Source organism: Paenibacillus agilis, assembly GCF_007786455.1.
GTDB lineage: Bacteria > Bacillota > Bacilli > Paenibacillales > Paenibacillaceae > Paenibacillus_B > Paenibacillus_B agilis.
Genome location: NZ_VNJK01000001.1, coordinates 675,602 through 693,608, shown reverse-complemented (window position 1 = coordinate 693,608; position 18,007 = coordinate 675,602). Strand labels below are relative to the sequence as shown.

Sequence of the window (18,007 nt, the reverse complement as noted above, 5' to 3'; positions counted from 1 at the left end):
ACCCCTCCGTACCGTTACTCTTTACTTCCCTTTATTTCAGTTCTGCTACCGTAACGCCCGCTCCGCCTTCACCATATTGACCAAGTCGGAAGCTCTTTACATGTCTGTGCCTACGCAGGAACTCTTGTACTCCGGTTCGGAGCACACCTGTACCCATTCCGTGAATGATGTACACCTGTCCAAGATTGCTTAGTAAAGCTTCATCCAGGAAGCGATCGACTTCAATAATAGCTTCCTCGACATTTTCTCCGCGCAGATCAAGTTCAGAACGAACATGTTCATCTCGGGATCGTTTGACCTTAGATCCTGACTTCTGCTTCTCGTATTCCATGGGCTTAGCAGCCGAAATAAGCTCTAGATCATCTTTGCGAACTTTCATCTTCATAATACCGAGTTGGACAACGGCTTCTGTCGCACCAGCCATCTCTACCACATGACCTTTTTGGTTCAGGCTGTATACGCGAACTTCATCACCTGGTCCAATTTCGCGCGGAGCCTTCATCTGTTTGTTCTGGACACCCAGCTTTTTGGCAGGGGCCGCTTCATCCAGCTTCTTGCGAGCTTCCGTCATACGATGATCTTGCAGCTTCGCGCCTTCTTGCGCTAGCTTGCGCAGCTCTTCGATCGCTTCCTCTGCTTCTTTCCTTGCTTTGTCCACAATCGAACGAGCTTCATCTTCTGCACGTTCCATTCGTTTCTCGCGTTCCGCCTCATACTTAGCTTGTTCAGCTTCTAGCTCAGCTCGTAAAGCTTCGTTATTACGACGAAGCTGCTCTGCTGAATGTCGCTCTTCTTCTGCACGCAAACGGTTCTGCTCCAAAGAAGCAATCATCGTCTCGATCCTCAAATCTTCTTCTGTTACTTCACCCTTGGCGTGCTCAATAATGGAAGTCGGTAAGCCAAGACGTTCTGCGATAGCAAACGCATTACTGCGTCCAGGCACCCCGATCAGTAGACGATATGTTGGTCTAAGCGTCTGGACATCAAATTCCATACTTGCATTAATGATGCCTTTACGTTCATACGCATACGCCTTTAGTTCAGAGTAATGCGTTGTTGCTACGATACGGCAACCCATGCGATGCATATGCTCCAATAAAGCGATTGCCAGTGCTGAACCCTCAGCAGGGTCTGTACCTGCACCCAATTCGTCCATTAGTACGAGGCTTTTCGGTGTCATCTGCTTTAAAATGCGGATAATATTCGTAAGATGGCTTGAGAATGTACTCAAGCTCTGCTCGATACTTTGCTCATCACCAATATCGGCATAGATCGCATCGAACACACACATCTGACTGCCTTCATTTGCAGGTATGAATAGACCGGACATGGCCATTAGGCTCAACAGCCCGACAGTTTTCAAGCTGACTGTCTTACCACCTGTATTGGGACCTGTCACAATAATCGTTGTGTAATCATTTCCTAATTCTATATCTGTAGGCACGACGATCTCGCGTGGAATGAGCGGATGTCTGCCTCGCTTTAGCTTGATATAGCCGCGATCATTCATCATTGGCAGTATCGACTTCGTTTCGTGCGCATAACGGGCTTTAGCAAAAATAAAGTCCAATAACGCAATCGTATCGGTATCATACAAGAGAAAATCTACTTGCTCCCCGACACGATCTGTCAAACGGGATAATATCCGTTCAACTTCTCGATCTTCTTGGAGCTTCGTCTCTCGAAGTTTATTGTTCATCATAACAATAGCTTCTGGCTCAATAAATAACGTAGCACCTGAACTGGACTGATCGTGAACGATACCGCCAAAATGACCACGATATTCTTGCTTAACAGGAATAACATAGCGGTCGTTGCGAATCGTAACCAGTTGATCTTGCAACATCTTAGCCGTACTTTGTGAGCGAATCATCGATTCCAGTTTCTCACGGATACGAGTTTCCCCGATACGAAGCTCTCGTCTTATCGTGGCAAGCTCAGCACTAGCTTGATCGAGTACATCTCCTTGATTATCGATACATTGGCGAATATCATCTTCAAGCGCCTTCTGATCACTTATTGAATCAACAAGCTGATTTAATAATGGTACTGGATGATCTTCATGCACACCGTTCACATATCGATTCATACGGCGTCCAGCATTCGTCAGCGCTGATATTTCCCATAGCTCAAGCGCATTTAAGATGGCACCAATACGTGCCCGCTGCAAGGCTGGACGAATATCTTTTACGCCTGATAATGGAGCACCGCCTTTAAGTCGATCTACCGTATAAGCTTCATCTGTAGCTTGAAGGCTGCGCTTTACTTCTTCAAGATCGGAGCTAGGCTTCAGATTAAGCGCCAGCTCTTCTCCTAGATCAGTAGCGGCATATTTCGCCAAGCTCTGTGTTATTTTGGTATATTCTAAAGTTTTGAATATTTTAGTATCCAATCGAAGTCACGACTCCTCTCGGTTTCTCATTATAGCCTATCTCTTGGACGAAGGCGATGATGTCAAATGTTGTCATAATGAAGATGACAGTTGTGGTTACACTAATTGTTGCACAATCTGTACCCTTTATAAACGAAAAAAGGAGGATTCCCACATGAGTATTTTAGGTCACATCGTTCGATTTATCGTTGCTGCCTTCGTTATTATGGTTACATCGTGGCTCGTTCCAGCCTTCTCTGTTGGCGGTTTCTGGAGCGCCTTATTTTTAGCCCTTGTTATTGCCATACTGGGATGGGTTGCTGAGGCTATATTTGGCGGCCGCGTTACTCCATTTGGCAGAGGCATAGTCGGCTTCCTAGTCAGTGCGCTCATCATCTATGTAGCCCAATTTTTTGTCGGCGGTGTATCCGTGTCGATATTCGGCGCATTGATTGCAGCACTTGTCATTGGATTGATCGACTTGTTCATACCAGTTGCAACACCGTACGAAGCTGGACGCAGCAAAGAAACCAAATAACGCGGAATGCGGTGTAATTCTAGATTACAGCCAACAACCTTTGTTCACATAACGTTCACAACAGACAACAATTCATGACAAAATATCCCTTCCCCACAACGTATACTTATGAAAATGTAAGTATGTCACCAATCAAACAGCGCTAGTTATACATGTAACAAGCGATACCTGTTTGATTCAGTGAGGAAGGGAGAACTTTTATGTCATTACGAACAGCTCTTTCTTGTGCTACCGCCATAATAGCAGTCTTTATCTTGTCAGCCTGCGGTACTAAAACAGCAAGCCAAGAGCAGCAAACAGCTGAAGTTAAACTGATCATAAAAGCATCAAACTACAAGTTCGACCAAACTGAATATCGTGTAAAAGGCAACCAACCCATACAGTTTAGCCTCGAAACAACCGGCAATCACGGCATTACTATTAATGAGTTGGATTTGTCGCTAGATCCTACCAATCAAAATCAAGTTATCACCCCTGCGGCTGGCACTTATACATTTGAGTGCAGCATTGCTTGCGGCTCAGGACACAAAGACATGAAAGCAACCTTAATTGTAGAATAGAGCATATATACACGCCAAAGCAGCCGCCATGCTCCGATTTTTTTCGGCACGGCGGCTTTCATCAATAATACGCGGCGTTTTTTCGAATGGATGTGTGTTTGGCGCCTAGTTGAAAAAACTGAGCTTCTATAGCCATTGTGCCCAACGTATCGATTCCGCAATAACAGTAGGCAACCATTCACTCGTTTTTATAGCCCATTGAGATTGTTCAACGACTTGACGAACCGCAGGATGAGACCAACTTTTCAAAAGTACATATCCGATTCCCCACACTATAAAAAACTGCATTACGCCGATGAATGCTCCGCCTAGCCGATCTAATACGCGTACAGATCGCACATAAGACATTCGTGCAATCAAATATTTGAGCAGCAACAATCCGATCCAAGTGAAGCCAAACATAATCCCAAATGAAAGCCCAGCATGCAGCATCTGCTCACCATAGTTCTGAGCGAATTGCAGCCCATCTATTCCGACCGCACCTTCATCGATAAAGGATGAGCTACGCACTCCAAACAGTTGCTTGCGCACCCATGGGATTAAGTATTCATACGTACGTGACGCCACGATGAATGCAATGAGCCAGCCTAACATGGATAGTGCTTTTGCTTTGAATCCACGAACTGCACCAATAATGCCGAACATAACAACAGTGATGGACAAAAGGATGTCCAAACTATTCCACGAACCCACCTTTAGCATCATGGCTGCGCTGACAGCGTTAGAAGTCTGCATCCATTCTGTCCACATGCTCGAAGTACCTTTGTACCTTTCTGTCAGACATTACATCATTTCCAACCATTCGTTAAATTCACTTTTGAGCTTGCCATATTCCTCTTGAAGTGAGTTCAACTCTTCTTGTACTTGGCGAGCTTTGTTTTGTTCCATTTCACGCTCGATCTGGGCAAAGCGGAATTGATGGGAGAGCAGCTCAAACTGTTCCTGCATCATAGCTGTTTCCTCTTCACTCCGTGTAGATACATTTGCCGCAGCGCTATCCGCGGCTTCCTTCAACGCCTCCACAGCAGCTGCAGCCTCAACTACCGCTTTTCGCTGCTCTTGCAGTTGTGCTATCAACTCAGCTCGCTCCTGTTCCCAAGACTGCTGCTTCACCGTTTGATCACGCAACTGCTCCAATTCCGTATGGAGCTTGTCTTGCTCTAACTGCCATGCATGTTCCTTATCCAACCACTGTTGGTTCTGCGATTGCTGCTGTTCGCGAGTTTGTTCCGTTATGCGCTCTACAGCTGCTCGCAGTTCGTGCAACTGCTGCTCATTCTCCACTTGCAGTTTCACTTGGCTTTCTTCTGTCGCTGCACGATATTCAGCCAACTGCTGGGTTGCCTGCTCCACTTCGTATGCGTATCCCGCAGATTGTGTACGCAGTACGTTAAGCTCATGCTCTTGCTGAGAAAGTTTCTCTGCAGCTTGCTTATATTCGCGCTTAAGATCAGATAAATTGGTTGACAACGCATTGCGTTCAGCAATAACAGAACGGAGGTTCCCTGTCATTTTCTCCTCCAGCTCACGCGCACTCTTACGAAGCCTCGACTCAAGCTGTTGTCGAAGATGTTCGTACTTTTCATTCATTTCACGCTCTGCTTCCATGCGTGCAGCTTGCTCCTCTGCAAGTGCTTCCGCTGCTGCTGCAGCCTCTATTCGAACGGCTTCTACATCTTCCAGCAATTTCGACTCAGATTGATTCAGCAGTTGAACTTGATCTTCTAAAGCATGGCGAATCTCTCGCCCTTCTTCTTCAACAAGCTTAAGTTCTTTGACCTGTGCATCCAATCGTTCCACTTGCTCGACTGAAGCTTGGTGTTGCTGTTCCAATTGGACATGCTGCTCACGCATTTGCCCCAACTCAGCCTCTAGTGCCTCTTTATGTTGGGAGCGCTCAGCAAGTAACCCTCCCTGCTGACGCAGTTCACCCTCGACTTGTTGAAGCGTCTCTTGCAAATCTGATAAATCCTGCTGAGCTTCATTTCTTATGCGAATAAGACGCTCCATCTCCACTTGTCGCGCGCGGTCAAGCTCTTCAGCCCGCTTCAAATGACCTTCGAGTTGGCGAGTCCGTGCCTCACTTTGCGCTTTCTCAGCTTGTAGTTGCTCGAATTGCTCTATAAGTGACTCTTGCTCCGCGTGATGCGATTGTTTGCACTGTGCAATCTCCTGCTCATAGTGAACTTGCTGAGCTTTCAATTCGGATTGCATTTCTGCCTGCTCTTGCTGCAGCTTCTGATCCCACTCTGCTCGTTCTGCATGCAACTGCTCTTCCCATTGCGTGCTATTGGTCGCCAGTTTGTCTTCCCAATTCAAATTTTCACTGGCTAGTCTCTGTTCCCATGTCGAGCGTTCAACAGCCAATTGCGCTTCCCACTCAGAGCGCTCTCCAGATAACTGCTCAGCCCATTCTGTCCGCTCACCAGACATTTGCTGCTCCAAATCCGCTCGTTCATTCGACAACAGCTCTTCCCACTCCGAACGCTCATCCGACAATTTCTGTTCCCATTGAGCGCGCTCATCCTTCAATTGCTGCTCCGACTGGGATTGCTCTTGCAGGAGCTTCTGTTCCCAGTCCCCACGCTCCGACTCTAACTGATGCTCCAAACTCGAAACAACCGTTACATGCTCATCTAGAGCTTCTTCGAGCTTCGTTTCAAGCTGCTTACGAATATCAGCTATGCTTTGCGCGTGTCTGTCTTTGAGCTGTTCCAATTCATCTTCGTGTTGAAGAAGCAATTCTTCAATCGTATCATCATGCTTCAAGCGCGCTGAATTAGCCGCCGCTGTATGCTCATCACGAAGTTCTGCAATTGCAGCTTGATGTTCATCAGACATAGCAGCTTGCTTACCTTCCAGTTCTTCACGAAGCTGCTTCAACGCTGCTTCATGCTGCTGAATCAAAGCCTCTTCTGCCGCTCGGCGCTTCTCGTCAGCTACTGCAATTACATCCTGATGCTCAAGCTGCATCAGCTCCAGCAGCTCTTGGTGCTCCTCTTTCGACTGCGTTACATCTTGCTGAAGATTCGTAAGATCTTTTTCTAAAGAAGAGCAGCGTCCATTCCATGTATCTGTTAGTTCCTGCTTCTCTTGATCATGTTCCACCTTAAGCTTGGACAATTCTTGTTCATGCTCTTGCTGAAGAATGGTTAGCAGCTGTTCATGTTCCTGTTTAAGCGTAGTCTCTACGAATGCATGCTCCTCTTTCAATAGAGCGAGCTGCTCATCCCGTTCTGTCGAAACTGCCTGAACGCGCTCTTGCAGCTCTTGCGCATGCTGTTGACGCAGTTGCTCCGCTGCTTCTGCCGCTGCGCTCACTTGACGCTCAGCAGTTTCAAGACGACGCTTCATCTCCTGTTCGCGACTAATAGCAGATTGAAGCTTGCTCTCTGTTTCCTTAAACTGCTCTTGGAGCTTAGCATGCTTGCTATCAATTAGTTTGCGTTCTTCTCTGAGCTGTCTAACAGACTGATTTGTCATTTCTACTTGCTTACGCAGCTCTGCAACTTCCTTAGCATGGCTTTCTTTATCGAGCTGCTGCTGTTTCACATGTTTACTAAGCTTATCGCGCTCCGCTTGGAGCTGTGCTGTATAGTTGTTCTTCTCAGCTTGCAGCTGCTTTGCAGATTTGTCCTGCTCCGCATGCAGAAGCTTTGCATGCTTGTCCTGCTCATCTCTCAGCAATTTTGCGTGCTTGTCCTGCTCGTCCTTTGTTCGCTTCGCAGAGTTGTCCCGCTCTACTTGTAATTGCTTCGTATACTTGTCTTGCTCAGCTTGCAGCAGTTTGGAAGAAACACTCTTCTCATCTGCAACTTTTTTCTCCAGCAGCTCGAGCTGCTGTTTCAATTCCGTTTCCGTGCGCTTCAAAGACTGCTCCAGTCTTTGTTTTTCAGCATCCGTTAATTCTATCGCATCAACAAGCTGCTGCTGCTGATCTTTAATTCGTTGAATTTCTTCCGCTATATGTACAGCAGACAACACAGCAATTCTCGGAATGTCCAATCTCGGATTGCCTGCCGCAATAGTCCGCATGCGCTCATCCACATAGTCGGCAATGTTACGCATATATTCTTTACTTGTCGTACCTGCTAATTTATATTGTGTTCCATATATTTCAACGGTTACCCGGTGCTTATCATTTGACGTCATCATAACGTCCTCCTTCATTCCATTCCGCTAACTGCAGCATGATTACGATTGCGCTTGGCATCTAACATCCTAACAAATATTGTAGGAACTGCTGCGAATATGTAAAATTTGCTGAATCCAAGCACTCAAATGCACGCTGGAAAATAGCGTTTGCAACTATTTCGATACACACACGCATATTTCCTGCTGCAAAAGGGCTTTGCGTGAAGTTTAGCACCTTTCGAAGATAATGGTCAAATTCAGAAAGAACCTATTCACCCTACCGAAATTTTCCGGAAGGCAAATAGGTTCTTAATTAGTTGAAAATTTATTCAATTAATGGAATTAAATGATTGGTCTATTTACGAAGCTCAGCACCTTCTGCTTCGATAGCAGCGATGACACGGCCATGAATCTCCATAATTTCCTCATCTGTAAATGTACGCTCAGGATGACGGTATACGAGAGAAATCGCAACGCTCTTCTTATCGCTGGCAATACGGTCACCCGTATACACATCGAATACACGAATCGATTCCAACCAAGAATCTGCAGCAACAGTTGCTTGATCCAGAATACGTCCCATTTCAGCTTGACGATCCATTACGATAGCTAGATCGCGTTCTACAGATGGGAAGCGCGGCAATGTTTTGTATTCGATTGTGAAATCAGCTTGAGCAACCAATGCTTCGAGCTCAATTTCAGCAACGAATGTGTCCGCAAGGTCCTTGCGGCGCTGCAAGTCTGGATGAATTTGACCAAGTGTTCCAAGCAATTGCTCCCCATCATTCGTCTTCAAGTACAACGATGCGGAACGGCCTGGATGGTAGCCAACTGGACGATTCGCTTCATAACGAACGCGACCGGTAAGGCCGAGATAGCTAAGCACACTGTCTACGATACCTTTTAGATCGAAGAAATCAACCGCTTCAGGCTTAACGTTCCATTGAGCTTGCTGACGGTTGCCCGTAAGAAGAATAGCCAATACTAGCTTCTCTTCCGGTTGTTTCGTCAACTCTGCCTCTTCCGTCAAATACAAGCTGCTCATTTCGAACAAATGAACATCTTCTTGCTTACGATTGCGGTTATGCGTAGCTACATCAAGCAAGCTTGGAATCAAGCTTGTGCGCAGCACGCTGCGTTCTTCGCTCATTGGCATCGCAAGTGCAACTGGCTTCGCATTTCCTGCTAATGCAGGGAACAACTTCGTCTCTTCTGGATGCGTGAAGGAGTACGTCAAGGCCTCGTGCAAGCCACCATCTGTCAGCAAGCGGCGAATCGCACGACGAACGCGCTGCGACTTCGTCAAGCTGCCTGGCGTCGTTGCGCCTTCGATTGGTGTAGTCGGAATGTTATCATAGCCGAATAGACGGGCTACTTCTTCGATCAAATCAACATCAAGTGTAATATCGCCGCGACGAGAAGGTACCGTTACTTCGAACACAGCTTCTTCTACGGTCTTAACATCAAACACAAGACGCTCCAAGATGGATTGTACTTCAGCAGCCGTCAAGGACGTACCAAGCATGCGGTTCGTTTTTTCCAAAGATAGACGAACAACTTTACGCTCGTGTGTGCCTACTTGCTGTTGTACGACACCATGCGCAACCGTACCGCCAGCAATCGTGCGGATAAGCTCTGCTGCACGGTCAATCGCTGGTACAACATGCTCCAAGTTAACGCTTTTCTCAAAGCGCAGCGACGCTTCCGAACGAAGACCCAATTGTCTGGACGTTTTGCGTACGATACCGCCATCGAATTTCGCGGATTCAAGCACGATGTCAACTGTGGACTCCGTTACTTCGGAGTTCTCCCCGCCCATAACGCCTGCAAGTGCAATTGCCTTCTCCGCATCTGCGATAACGAGCATATGCGGCTCAAGCTTACGCTCTTGGCCATCAAGCGTAACAAGCGTTTCGCCTTCACGAGCCATACGAACGTCAATGCTGCCCCCAGCAATTTGAGCTGCATCAAAGGCATGCAATGGTTGACCGTACTCTAGCATAACGAAATTCGTTACGTCGACGATGTTGTTGATTGGTCTTACACCTGCAGCAAGCAAACGATTTTGCAACCAAAGTGGAGATTGACCCACTTTAACACCCTTCACATAACGAGCCGTATAAAGGCTGCAAGCGTGATCGGCGCTAATATTTACGCGAACCTTCTCGGAAGCAGCGTCACCTGTTTCTTCAACAGAAGCCGTCGGCAATGCTACAGGACGATCCAAGATTGCGCCCACTTCATAAGCAGCACCGATCATACTCAAGCAGTCCGAACGATTCGGCGTCAAGTCAAACTCCATTACATGATCATTTAAATCAAGCACATCTGCGATCGGAGTGCCAATTGTCAAATCTGAAGGCAGTACGAGAATACCTTCTTGCATATGCTTCGGCAGCAATTTGTCATTCAAGCCAAGCTCTTTAGCGGAACAGATCATCCCTTGGGATTCTACACCACGCAGCTTCGCGCGTTTGATCTTCATACCACCTGGCATAACAGCGCCAATTTGAGCTACAGGAACATGTTGTCCTGCGTCCACATTTGCTGCGCCGCATACGATTTGCACATGCTCTTCTGCACCTACATCTACTTTACATACGTTCAGTTTGTCTGCATCCGGATGTTTCTCGCGAGATACAACATAACCAACTACAATATGATCCAAGCCTTGATTACGGTTTTGTACGACATCAATCTCGATGCCAGCACGCGTAATACGTTCTGCTAATTCATCGGCGCTAACGCCGGAAACATCTATATATTGAGATAACCATTGATAGGATACGTTCATCGTTGGTCCCCTTCCTTCTTCATTACCGTCTCTTACATGCGGTCGAATTGCTGCAAGAATCGGACATCATTCGTATAGAAATGGCGAATATCATCAATGCCATACTTCAAGAGCGCGATACGCTCAATACCCATACCAAAAGCAAAGCCAGAATACTCTTCAGGGTCATAGCCGCCCATTTCCAACACTTTTGGATGAACCATACCACAGCCGAGAATTTCCAACCAGCCTGTTTGCTTACACATTCTACAACCATTGCCTTTGCACTGTACGCAAGTTACGTCAACTTCAACGCTCGGTTCTGTGAACGGGAAGAAGCTTGGACGCAGGCGAATTTGCATATGAGAACCGAACATTTCTTTAACAAACTGAAGCAATGTACCTTTAAGGTCACTCATACGGATGTTGCGATCGATGACCAAACCTTCAATTTGATGGAACATGAAGGAATGTGTTGCATCATCATCATCACGACGATAAACGCGCCCTGGACAAACCACTTTAACCGGCTTGCCGTTCATCAATTCCATCGTGCGCACTTGAACAGGTGATGTCTGCGTACGCATAAGCAGATCTTCTGTAATGTAGAAGGAATCCTGCATATCGCGAGCTGGGTGATCTTTTGGCAAGTTCAATGCTTCAAAGTTATAGTAGTCCTGCTCCACTTCTGGACCTTCAGCTACTTGATAACCCATACCAATGAAAATGTCTTCCAGCTCTTGCGTTACTTTGCTTAGTGGATGAACGCTTCCGCGTGCCATCGGACGTCCTGGCAATGTAACATCAATCGTTTCTGCTTGCAGCTTGCGGTCTGTTTCTTCGCGAATAAATGCTTCCTGCAGCTCTTGCAAACGAGACTCAATCGAATCGCGAACAACATTCGCCACCTGACCGATAACTGGACGCTCTTCTGCACTAAGACTACCCATCCCGCGCAGTATTTCTGTAAGCGCACCCTTTTTCCCTAGATACTTAACGCGAAGATCGTTCAATTGCTGCACATCCTGCACTTGCTCCAGCATCGCCAAAGCTTCTGTGCGCAGCGCCTCCAAACGCTCTTTCATGGTACATCCTCCTTCAATCTTTCAGCTGTAATCAACCCGGTAACACAAAAAGGCCTTCCATCCCGAAGGGACGAAAGACCGTGGTACCACCCTTATTAGAAACGCCGTCAACGAACCATTGCCAACTGCTCTATAGCAGCAGGAAAATGAATCAAATAGGCATTCTCACTCAAAACGGCTGTAACGGACCGCATCCGGGGCACCCTACTGACAAGACACAACGATCATGATCGTCACCTTCTTGTGTTCAAGCTCCTGCTCCAGAGTGAATTTCGAAAGCCCATGCTTCAGATACGCTCTCAATCTACGGCGCATCCTCCCTGGCAAGCGGTACTGACTACTTATCTCTTTCAAGGCAGTTGAATATCGACTATTTACATTTCAAATATTATATAGAATAGCGTTTACTTTTGCAACAATTGTATACCCCATTATGTATCTCTTTATATATGGTAAAACGCTTCCATTATTTCATCCTAAATACGGTGAGAAATAATTGATTACAAATGATCACATTATGCTATAATAACCGATGGCATCGATTAGGTTTTTATAATAAATCGACGTCATCTTTCATATTTTATAATATGCAAAGGGTAGGGTGAGGGGCTACGATGGAAAGCAGGTATGAGATTGGTCCAACAACAAAAGAAGCAAGACGACAAACTGGGCCAAGCTACGACCGCCCAAGTTAAACATACACTAAGTGTTGATGACTGGAAGCGCGAGAGCTTAGCCGGTATTGTATCCTTCTTCGCAATCGTGTATATCGTTATCGTCAACGCATCGATATTGGCAGACGCAGGTATTCCACAACAAGCAGGCATTATTGCAACCGTACTAGCATCCGCAGTCGGCTGCTTCTTGATGGGATTCTGGGCTAAGGTTCCGATTATTTTAGTACCAGGTATGGGTATCAACGCAATGTTTACCTATACATTGGTGCAAGGTATGGGAATGTCTTGGCAGCAAGCACTAACAATCGTTGTGCTTTCAGGCTTATGCTTCATTGCGATCAGCTTTACAACGCTAGCAGGCAAGATTCGTAACGCAATTCCTACTTCGCTGCAAGAAGCGATTACCGTCGGTATCGGCTTGATGCTCGTTCTGATCGGTCTTCACAAAGGCGGAGTCATCGTCGCTAACGAAGCTACCATTATTAGCTTCCGCAGCTTCGCTGAACCAGAAGCGCTGGTTACGTTAATCACGTTAGCAATCACGTGTATTTTGTTCATTCGCAACGTCCCTGGTCATTTATTGATTTCTATGATCAGCGGTACATTGCTCGCTTATTTGCTCGGTGCCGTTTCTACGGATACTACCGCGGCAACAGAAGGCTTCTCTTGGGCAAGCTATGCTGATGTATTCGGCCAGTTCACGTTCCAAGACTTGCCTCTAACCGCACTTGCGGTTGGTGTGTTCTCCTTAACGCTCGTTATCGTGTTCGAAAATGTGGGACTTATTAATGCACATCTGAACATGATCAACAAGCCAGAACGCTTCAATCGCGCGATGCAGGCAAATGCAATCTCTGTTTTGACTTGTGGATTGCTAGGCACGAGCCCAACCGTTTCTACGGTCGAAACGGCAGCAGGAATCTCTGCTGGAGGCCGCACTGGTATACCTTCAATCGTTACAGGTGTGCTATTCCTACTTACTTTGGTTGCGCTGCCAGTTCTTACACTTGTACCAGATCCAGCAGTAGCGCCGATCTTGATCTTTATCGGCGGACTGATGATGCCAAGTGTTAAGCACATTAAGTTCGAGCCATTCTCTGTAGGACTTCCGGCATTCTTCATTATTGCGTTCATTCCATTGCTGCACAGCATTGTGGATGGTATCGCAATCGGCTTTATCAGCTATGCACTCTTCCAAGTTGCAGCTGGCAAAGCACGCGAAGTGAAGCCATTGTTCTATGTCATTGCATTGCTGTTTGTTGCACACTTTGTGCTTCAAGCCTTGTAATTTCAAGTTGAGCATTCCTAAAGACAGCCCCAAAAGTGGGCTGTCTTTATTTATTTTCATTTGCTCGTCATACGGTACGAACGCCGTTACAATTATTTGCCTAGTAATCATAATATAGGGTACATGACAAGACTAGGTTATCGTTTAGAAGAAACAACATTGTGCATCACGACGGAGGTGATAACCATTGAATATCGTTATCATGGCAGGTGGAAAAGGCATAAGATTCTGGCCTAAAAGCACCGAACATAAACCAAAGCAGTTCCTTCCTCTTTTATCCTCCCGAACGCTGCTGCAAGAAACTTACGCCAGGTATCGACAGTGGCTCCCTGCATCACGTATTTACGTAGCCACTACCCACGCCTATAGCGAGCTTGTTATGGAACAGCTGCCTGAATGCGAGCCGGGTCAACTTATCATTGAGCCATGTGCAAGGGATACCGCCCCTTGTATCGCGTTAACGGCACTATCTTTTCTTCATCGCAATCAAGATGAACCGCTAGCGATCGTCCCTTCTGATCAGCATGTGCCCCATGTCAATAAATTGCGCGATGCTCTTTATATCGCAACAAAGGAAGCAGCCCATCATCACTACGTTGTTATGCTCGGTCTGGTCCCTACAAGACCAGAGACAGGTTTTGGATACATTAGAGCAAATGAAGAACTTTCTAATAACGGCTTGCTCCCCGTATCTTCCTTTATCGAGAAGCCAAACCTATCCACCGCACAACAGCTTATTCATACCCCTCGCACGTACTGGAACAGCGGTATTTTTGTATGGCGGCCTTCGACGATAGCACATTTAATGGAGAAACATTGTCCATCTATCTGGAAACCGCTAGCTGAAGCCTATCCTTCAACCAATGAAATATACCCCTTACTCCCTAAGCTGTCTGTGGACTATGCAATTATGGAGCATGCATCCCAATTATATGTATTGCCAGTTGATATGGAATGGGATGATGTAGGAACCTGGAATGCCGTAAAACGCTATTATGATGAAGATGAAGCTGGAAATGTCGCACAAGGCAATATTCGCTCTCTTGATGCACACAACAATATTATTTTTTCGGATAAAGAAGCTGTCGTCATCGGGGCTAGCAACCTTATTATTATTTCTACAGAGGATGGACTTCTCGTCTGCCATCAATCCGAAGAACAGCGTATCAAGGAAGTCATGAAAGATAAGGCCGTTTGGAAACAACATTTTATAAAAGAGGTGAAATCTTCTCCATGAAAGCATTAATTACGGGAATTACAGGCTTCGCAGGCAGCCATTTGGCTGAATATTTACTTAGTCTTCAAGTTGAGGTCATCGGAACCGTTCGGAACCGCAGTCGCATGAATCATATTACACACATCGAAGATAAAGTCCGCTTGCTTGAATGCGAGTTGCGTGACCCATTTTCCGTAGAAACGCTGCTGACCCAAGAAAAACCAGATTATATTTTTCACCTTGCCGCGCAAAGCTTTGTACCAACGTCATGGAATTCCCCGGCTGATACGATTTATAACAATGTCGCAGGACAGTTAAATATTTTCGAAACCGTTCGTCGATACCAATTGCCCACGCGAATCCAAATCGCTTGCTCCAGCGAAGAATACGGGCATGTAGAAGCGCATGAAACACCAATTACCGAAGATAACCCGCTCCGTCCCCTCAGTCCTTATGCTGTAAGTAAAGCAGCTCAAGATTATCTAGCCTACCAATATTTCAAAAGCTATGACATTCACACGGTTCGCACACGAACGTTTAACCATACAGGCCCAAGACGCGGGGAACAATTTGTTACATCCAACTTCGCAAAGCAGATTGCCGAGATTGAGAAGGGGGTGCGTCCACCTACCGTGCATGTGGGGAACTTGCAGGCCCAGCGAGACTTCACAGATGTCCGCGATGTCGTAAAAGCATATTGGCTAGCCTTAGAAAAAGGAGAAGCCGGTGAATGCTACAACATTGCTTCAGGCTCCTGTATTACCATTGAACAAATGCTTCACATGCTGCTTGATATGAGCCATGTATCAATCGATATTGTTCCAGACCCTGCCCGCATGCGGCCTTCTGATGTCGAGATTCTGCTTGGCGATACCTCTCGTTTTGAGAAACAAACCGGATGGAAGCCGCAAATACCACTAGAGCAAACACTCCATGATCTTCTCCAATATTGGCGTGAACGCGTCTAAAAGGAGGCCGAATCGCGTTGAGTACGGTACGCAAACGAGCAAAGTCACGTTTCAAAAGGAAGTCCTCCAAACGAAAAAAATCTTTACAGAAAAAAAACTTACGAAAGAATTCCAATCGTAAAAATCGCCACAAAAAGTCAACCTCCACTGGCTTTCGCACCAATAGAAAAAAACTTCGAAATCGACGGCTGCGTAAATCTAGAAATGCAAGAAAACAATCATCAGCACAAACGATAACTCCCCCAGCGACCGAAGCCCTTCTTCAACCTGAAACTGAAAATAGCTCACCAATTGCAACAGCAACGATCACAATCATTTCACCAACTGTAAATACACCTGAACCCGAGCCTAGAACTGCCACTGCAACCGTCCCCCTATCTGCTCCTTCAACGGATACTCAACCTGTACTCCAAACAACTAATACGGAACGTGCTGCCACTGCATCCTTGCAACTGCCACAGGCTGACGTTCGATATACTACGTTTCATCTTCAATCCAATTCAGATGATGCAATGACTGATCTCTTCCCCATTTCATCCAAGCATCTTGTCCGTCGCATTACCGTCATCATCTTGGCATGGAATGCTCTAGACTACACTCGTTCGTGCCTGGATGCCATTCGCAGCAGTTGCGAGAACAATGCAATGATAGATGTTATTGTCCTCGATAACGGCAGTACAGATGGAACATCTGACTACTTAAAGACACAATCATGGATTAAACCTATATTTTTAGATCACAATTCTGGATTTGTTGCAGGTAACAACATTGCTATCAAGCAAGCCGATCCAAACAGCGATATCGTCCTATTGAATAATGACATTAGAAACAGCCGCTCTGATTGGCTGAAGCTGCTGCAGGAAACCGCTCTAAGCGCCGCTGACATTGGCATTGTTGGCTGCCGCTTGCGGGGCAGCGATGGTTCACTCCATCATGCAGGCACCTACATTATGCCAGACAATTTAATGGGTCAACAGATTGGTGGATTGGAAACAGATGTAAGGCAATACGTTGATATTCGCGATGTGCAAGGTATCGTATTCGCCTGCGCCTATATTAAGCGTGAGTTATTGAATAAGATTGGCCCTCTCGACAGTGATTATTTCTCCTACTTCGATGACACGGACTATAGCTATAAGTCTTGGTATGCGGGGTATCGTGTTGTCTATGATGGCAGATTAACGATGCTTCACCATCACAATACTTCCACCCGTGTTAACGGAGTCGACTTCTGGGAAATGTACGAAAAATCCCAGAGCGTGTTCCGCTCGAAATGGCAAGAGAAGCTATTTGCCAAATACAAAACAGGAGTTACATGGCGTTCCGTTGTCAATCTGCCTCTGTTCGGATATGCAGAGTCATCCCGCAACTTTATGAACGCCTTAGAACAGCAAAATGTAATGGTTTCGTATCGATACGTATACGGCCCTGGCTCACCGATAGAATTGGAGGAACCAGCTGAAGCGACAGATATGCGAATTCAAATCTATCAGCAGCGACAGGAAAGCTTGTCGAATCCAGGCATCGTATACGGACAGGGAGATGCCTTCTTGCGTAATCCGAATCGATATAAGATTGGATTTACGATGCTAGAAGTAGACGGCTTGCCAGATGAATGGATACGCCAAAGCAACGAAATGAACGAAGTCTGGGTACCTTCTTCGTTTAACATGTACGCCTTCCGAGAAAGTGGTGTACACGTTCCTATTCACGTCATGCCATTAGGCGTAGATACACAATATTTTCATCCTCACGTTAACTTCAATCGCTTCTCACCGGCTTATACATTCCTAAGCGTATTCGAATGGGGAGAACGCAAGGCACCAGAACTTCTATTCCGAGCTTTCCGTGATGCATTCCAGGCTCATGATGATGTTCATCTCGTATGTAAAATAACGAACAACGACCCTAGCATCAATATCGCAAGCGAAATTCGCAAACTTAATTTAGGTGCGTCAGCTGAAAAAATAACCTTTATTCTCAATCAACGCATTCCTTCGCATCAAATGGGAAGTCTATATCGTTCAGCCGATTGCTTCGTGCTTCCAACACGAGGTGAAGGTTGGGGAATGCCAATTATGGAAGCGATGGCTTGCGGCTTGCCTGTTATCACGACGGATTGGAGTGCACCAACCAGCTTCATGAACGAAAATAATGCCTTCCCCGTTCCTGTTCGTCGTCTTATTCCTGCAGAGGCGCGTTGTATTTACTATGAAGGTTTGAATTGGGCTGATCCAGACTATGATCATCTCGTCTATGTGATGCGCTATGTATACAACAACCGCGCAGCGGCTAAAGAAATTGGCGCAAAAGCGGCGAAGCAAATTGCTGAGCGGTGGACATGGCATCACGCTGCTGCTCGAATAAAATCACGCCTGGAACAGTTAAGCTAATACT

The 18,007-nt window shown here is 46.2% G+C and carries 11 protein-coding genes; 6 read left to right on the top strand and 5 right to left on the bottom strand.

Features of this window, described 5'->3' with window-relative positions:
• Positions 1-31 precede the first annotated feature (31 nt).
• The gene (locus tag FPZ44_RS03025; protein WP_144987271.1) at positions 32-2,392 is read right to left on the bottom strand and encodes an endonuclease MutS2; all 2,361 of its coding nucleotides are present in this window, start codon (positions 2,390-2,392) and stop codon (positions 32-34) included.
• A 154-nt stretch (positions 2,393-2,546) separates the two neighbouring features.
• On the opposite strand from FPZ44_RS03025, the gene FPZ44_RS03020 reads away from it, so the two are divergent.
• Both FPZ44_RS03020 and FPZ44_RS03015 read left to right on the top strand, forming a co-directional pair.
• Positions 2,547-2,909, top strand: a complete 363-nt coding sequence (locus tag FPZ44_RS03020; protein ID WP_144987269.1) for a phage holin family protein — start codon at positions 2,547-2,549, stop codon at positions 2,907-2,909.
• A 200-nt stretch (positions 2,910-3,109) separates the two neighbouring features.
• Entirely contained in the window at positions 3,110-3,469 is a 360-nt protein-coding gene (locus FPZ44_RS03015) for a cupredoxin domain-containing protein (RefSeq protein WP_144987267.1), read from the top strand.
• Between the two features lie 126 nt (positions 3,470-3,595).
• On the opposite strand, the gene FPZ44_RS03010 is transcribed toward FPZ44_RS03015, so the two are convergent.
• The 4 genes from FPZ44_RS03010 to pheS all read right to left on the bottom strand — a co-directional run bounded on the left by FPZ44_RS03010 (position 3,596) and on the right by pheS (position 11,461).
• Positions 3,596-4,204 (bottom strand): CvpA family protein, encoded by a 609-nt coding sequence (locus FPZ44_RS03010; protein WP_186785893.1) that lies wholly within the window; start codon positions 4,202-4,204, stop codon positions 3,596-3,598.
• 48 nt (positions 4,205-4,252) lie between these two features.
• Positions 4,253-7,624, bottom strand: coding sequence for a cell division protein ZapA (gene zapA / locus FPZ44_RS03005; RefSeq protein ID WP_186785892.1), 3,372 nt, complete (start codon positions 7,622-7,624; stop codon positions 4,253-4,255).
• A gap of 334 nt (positions 7,625-7,958) precedes the next feature.
• A complete protein-coding gene (gene pheT / locus FPZ44_RS03000; RefSeq protein ID WP_144987261.1) occupies positions 7,959-10,397 on the bottom strand; it encodes a phenylalanine--tRNA ligase subunit beta in 2,439 nt (812 codons plus the stop codon).
• Positions 10,398-10,429: 32 nt separating this feature from the next.
• Complete coding sequence (pheS, locus tag FPZ44_RS02995; protein WP_144987259.1) at positions 10,430-11,461, bottom strand: phenylalanine--tRNA ligase subunit alpha; 1,032 nt, start codon at positions 11,459-11,461, stop codon at positions 10,430-10,432.
• Positions 11,462-12,127: 666 nt separating this feature from the next.
• Here pheS and FPZ44_RS02990 point away from each other — a divergent pair.
• The 4 genes from FPZ44_RS02990 to FPZ44_RS02975 all read left to right on the top strand — a co-directional run bounded on the left by FPZ44_RS02990 (position 12,128) and on the right by FPZ44_RS02975 (position 18,003).
• A complete protein-coding gene (locus tag FPZ44_RS02990) occupies positions 12,128-13,426 on the top strand; it encodes an NCS2 family permease (RefSeq protein WP_261378361.1) in 1,299 nt (432 codons plus the stop codon).
• Between the two features lie 187 nt (positions 13,427-13,613).
• The gene (locus tag FPZ44_RS02985; protein ID WP_144987255.1) at positions 13,614-14,663 is read left to right on the top strand and encodes a mannose-1-phosphate guanylyltransferase; all 1,050 of its coding nucleotides are present in this window, start codon (positions 13,614-13,616) and stop codon (positions 14,661-14,663) included.
• Positions 14,660-15,610: a GDP-mannose 4,6-dehydratase gene (locus tag FPZ44_RS02980; RefSeq protein ID WP_144987253.1), complete on the top strand. Its 951-nt coding sequence runs from the start codon at positions 14,660-14,662 to the stop codon at positions 15,608-15,610. The genes FPZ44_RS02985 and FPZ44_RS02980 overlap by 4 nt, the downstream gene beginning before the upstream one ends.
• Positions 15,611-15,627: 17 nt before the next feature.
• On the top strand, positions 15,628-18,003 hold the full coding sequence (locus tag FPZ44_RS02975; RefSeq protein WP_261378184.1) for a glycosyltransferase: 2,376 nt from the start codon (positions 15,628-15,630) through the stop codon (positions 18,001-18,003).
• The last annotated feature ends 4 nt before the right edge of the window (positions 18,004-18,007 follow it).

Excerpts from the sequence above, each read along its gene's own strand:
- FPZ44_RS03020 (WP_144987269.1), top strand. The coding sequence starts at position 2,547 with ATGAGTATTTTAGGTCACATCGTTCGATTTATCGTTGCTGCCTTCGTT.
- FPZ44_RS03015 (WP_144987267.1), top strand. The coding sequence starts at position 3,110 with ATGTCATTACGAACAGCTCTTTCTTGTGCTACCGCCATAATAGCAGTC.
- FPZ44_RS03010 (WP_186785893.1), bottom strand. The coding sequence starts at position 4,204 with ATGCAGACTTCTAACGCTGTCAGCGCAGCCATGATGCTAAAGGTGGGT.
- zapA (WP_186785892.1), bottom strand. The coding sequence starts at position 7,624 with ATGATGACGTCAAATGATAAGCACCGGGTAACCGTTGAAATATATGGA.
- pheT (WP_144987261.1), bottom strand. The coding sequence starts at position 10,397 with ATGAACGTATCCTATCAATGGTTATCTCAATATATAGATGTTTCCGGC.
- pheS (WP_144987259.1), bottom strand. The coding sequence starts at position 11,461 with ATGAAAGAGCGTTTGGAGGCGCTGCGCACAGAAGCTTTGGCGATGCTG.
- FPZ44_RS02980 (WP_144987253.1), top strand. The coding sequence starts at position 14,660 with ATGAAAGCATTAATTACGGGAATTACAGGCTTCGCAGGCAGCCATTTG.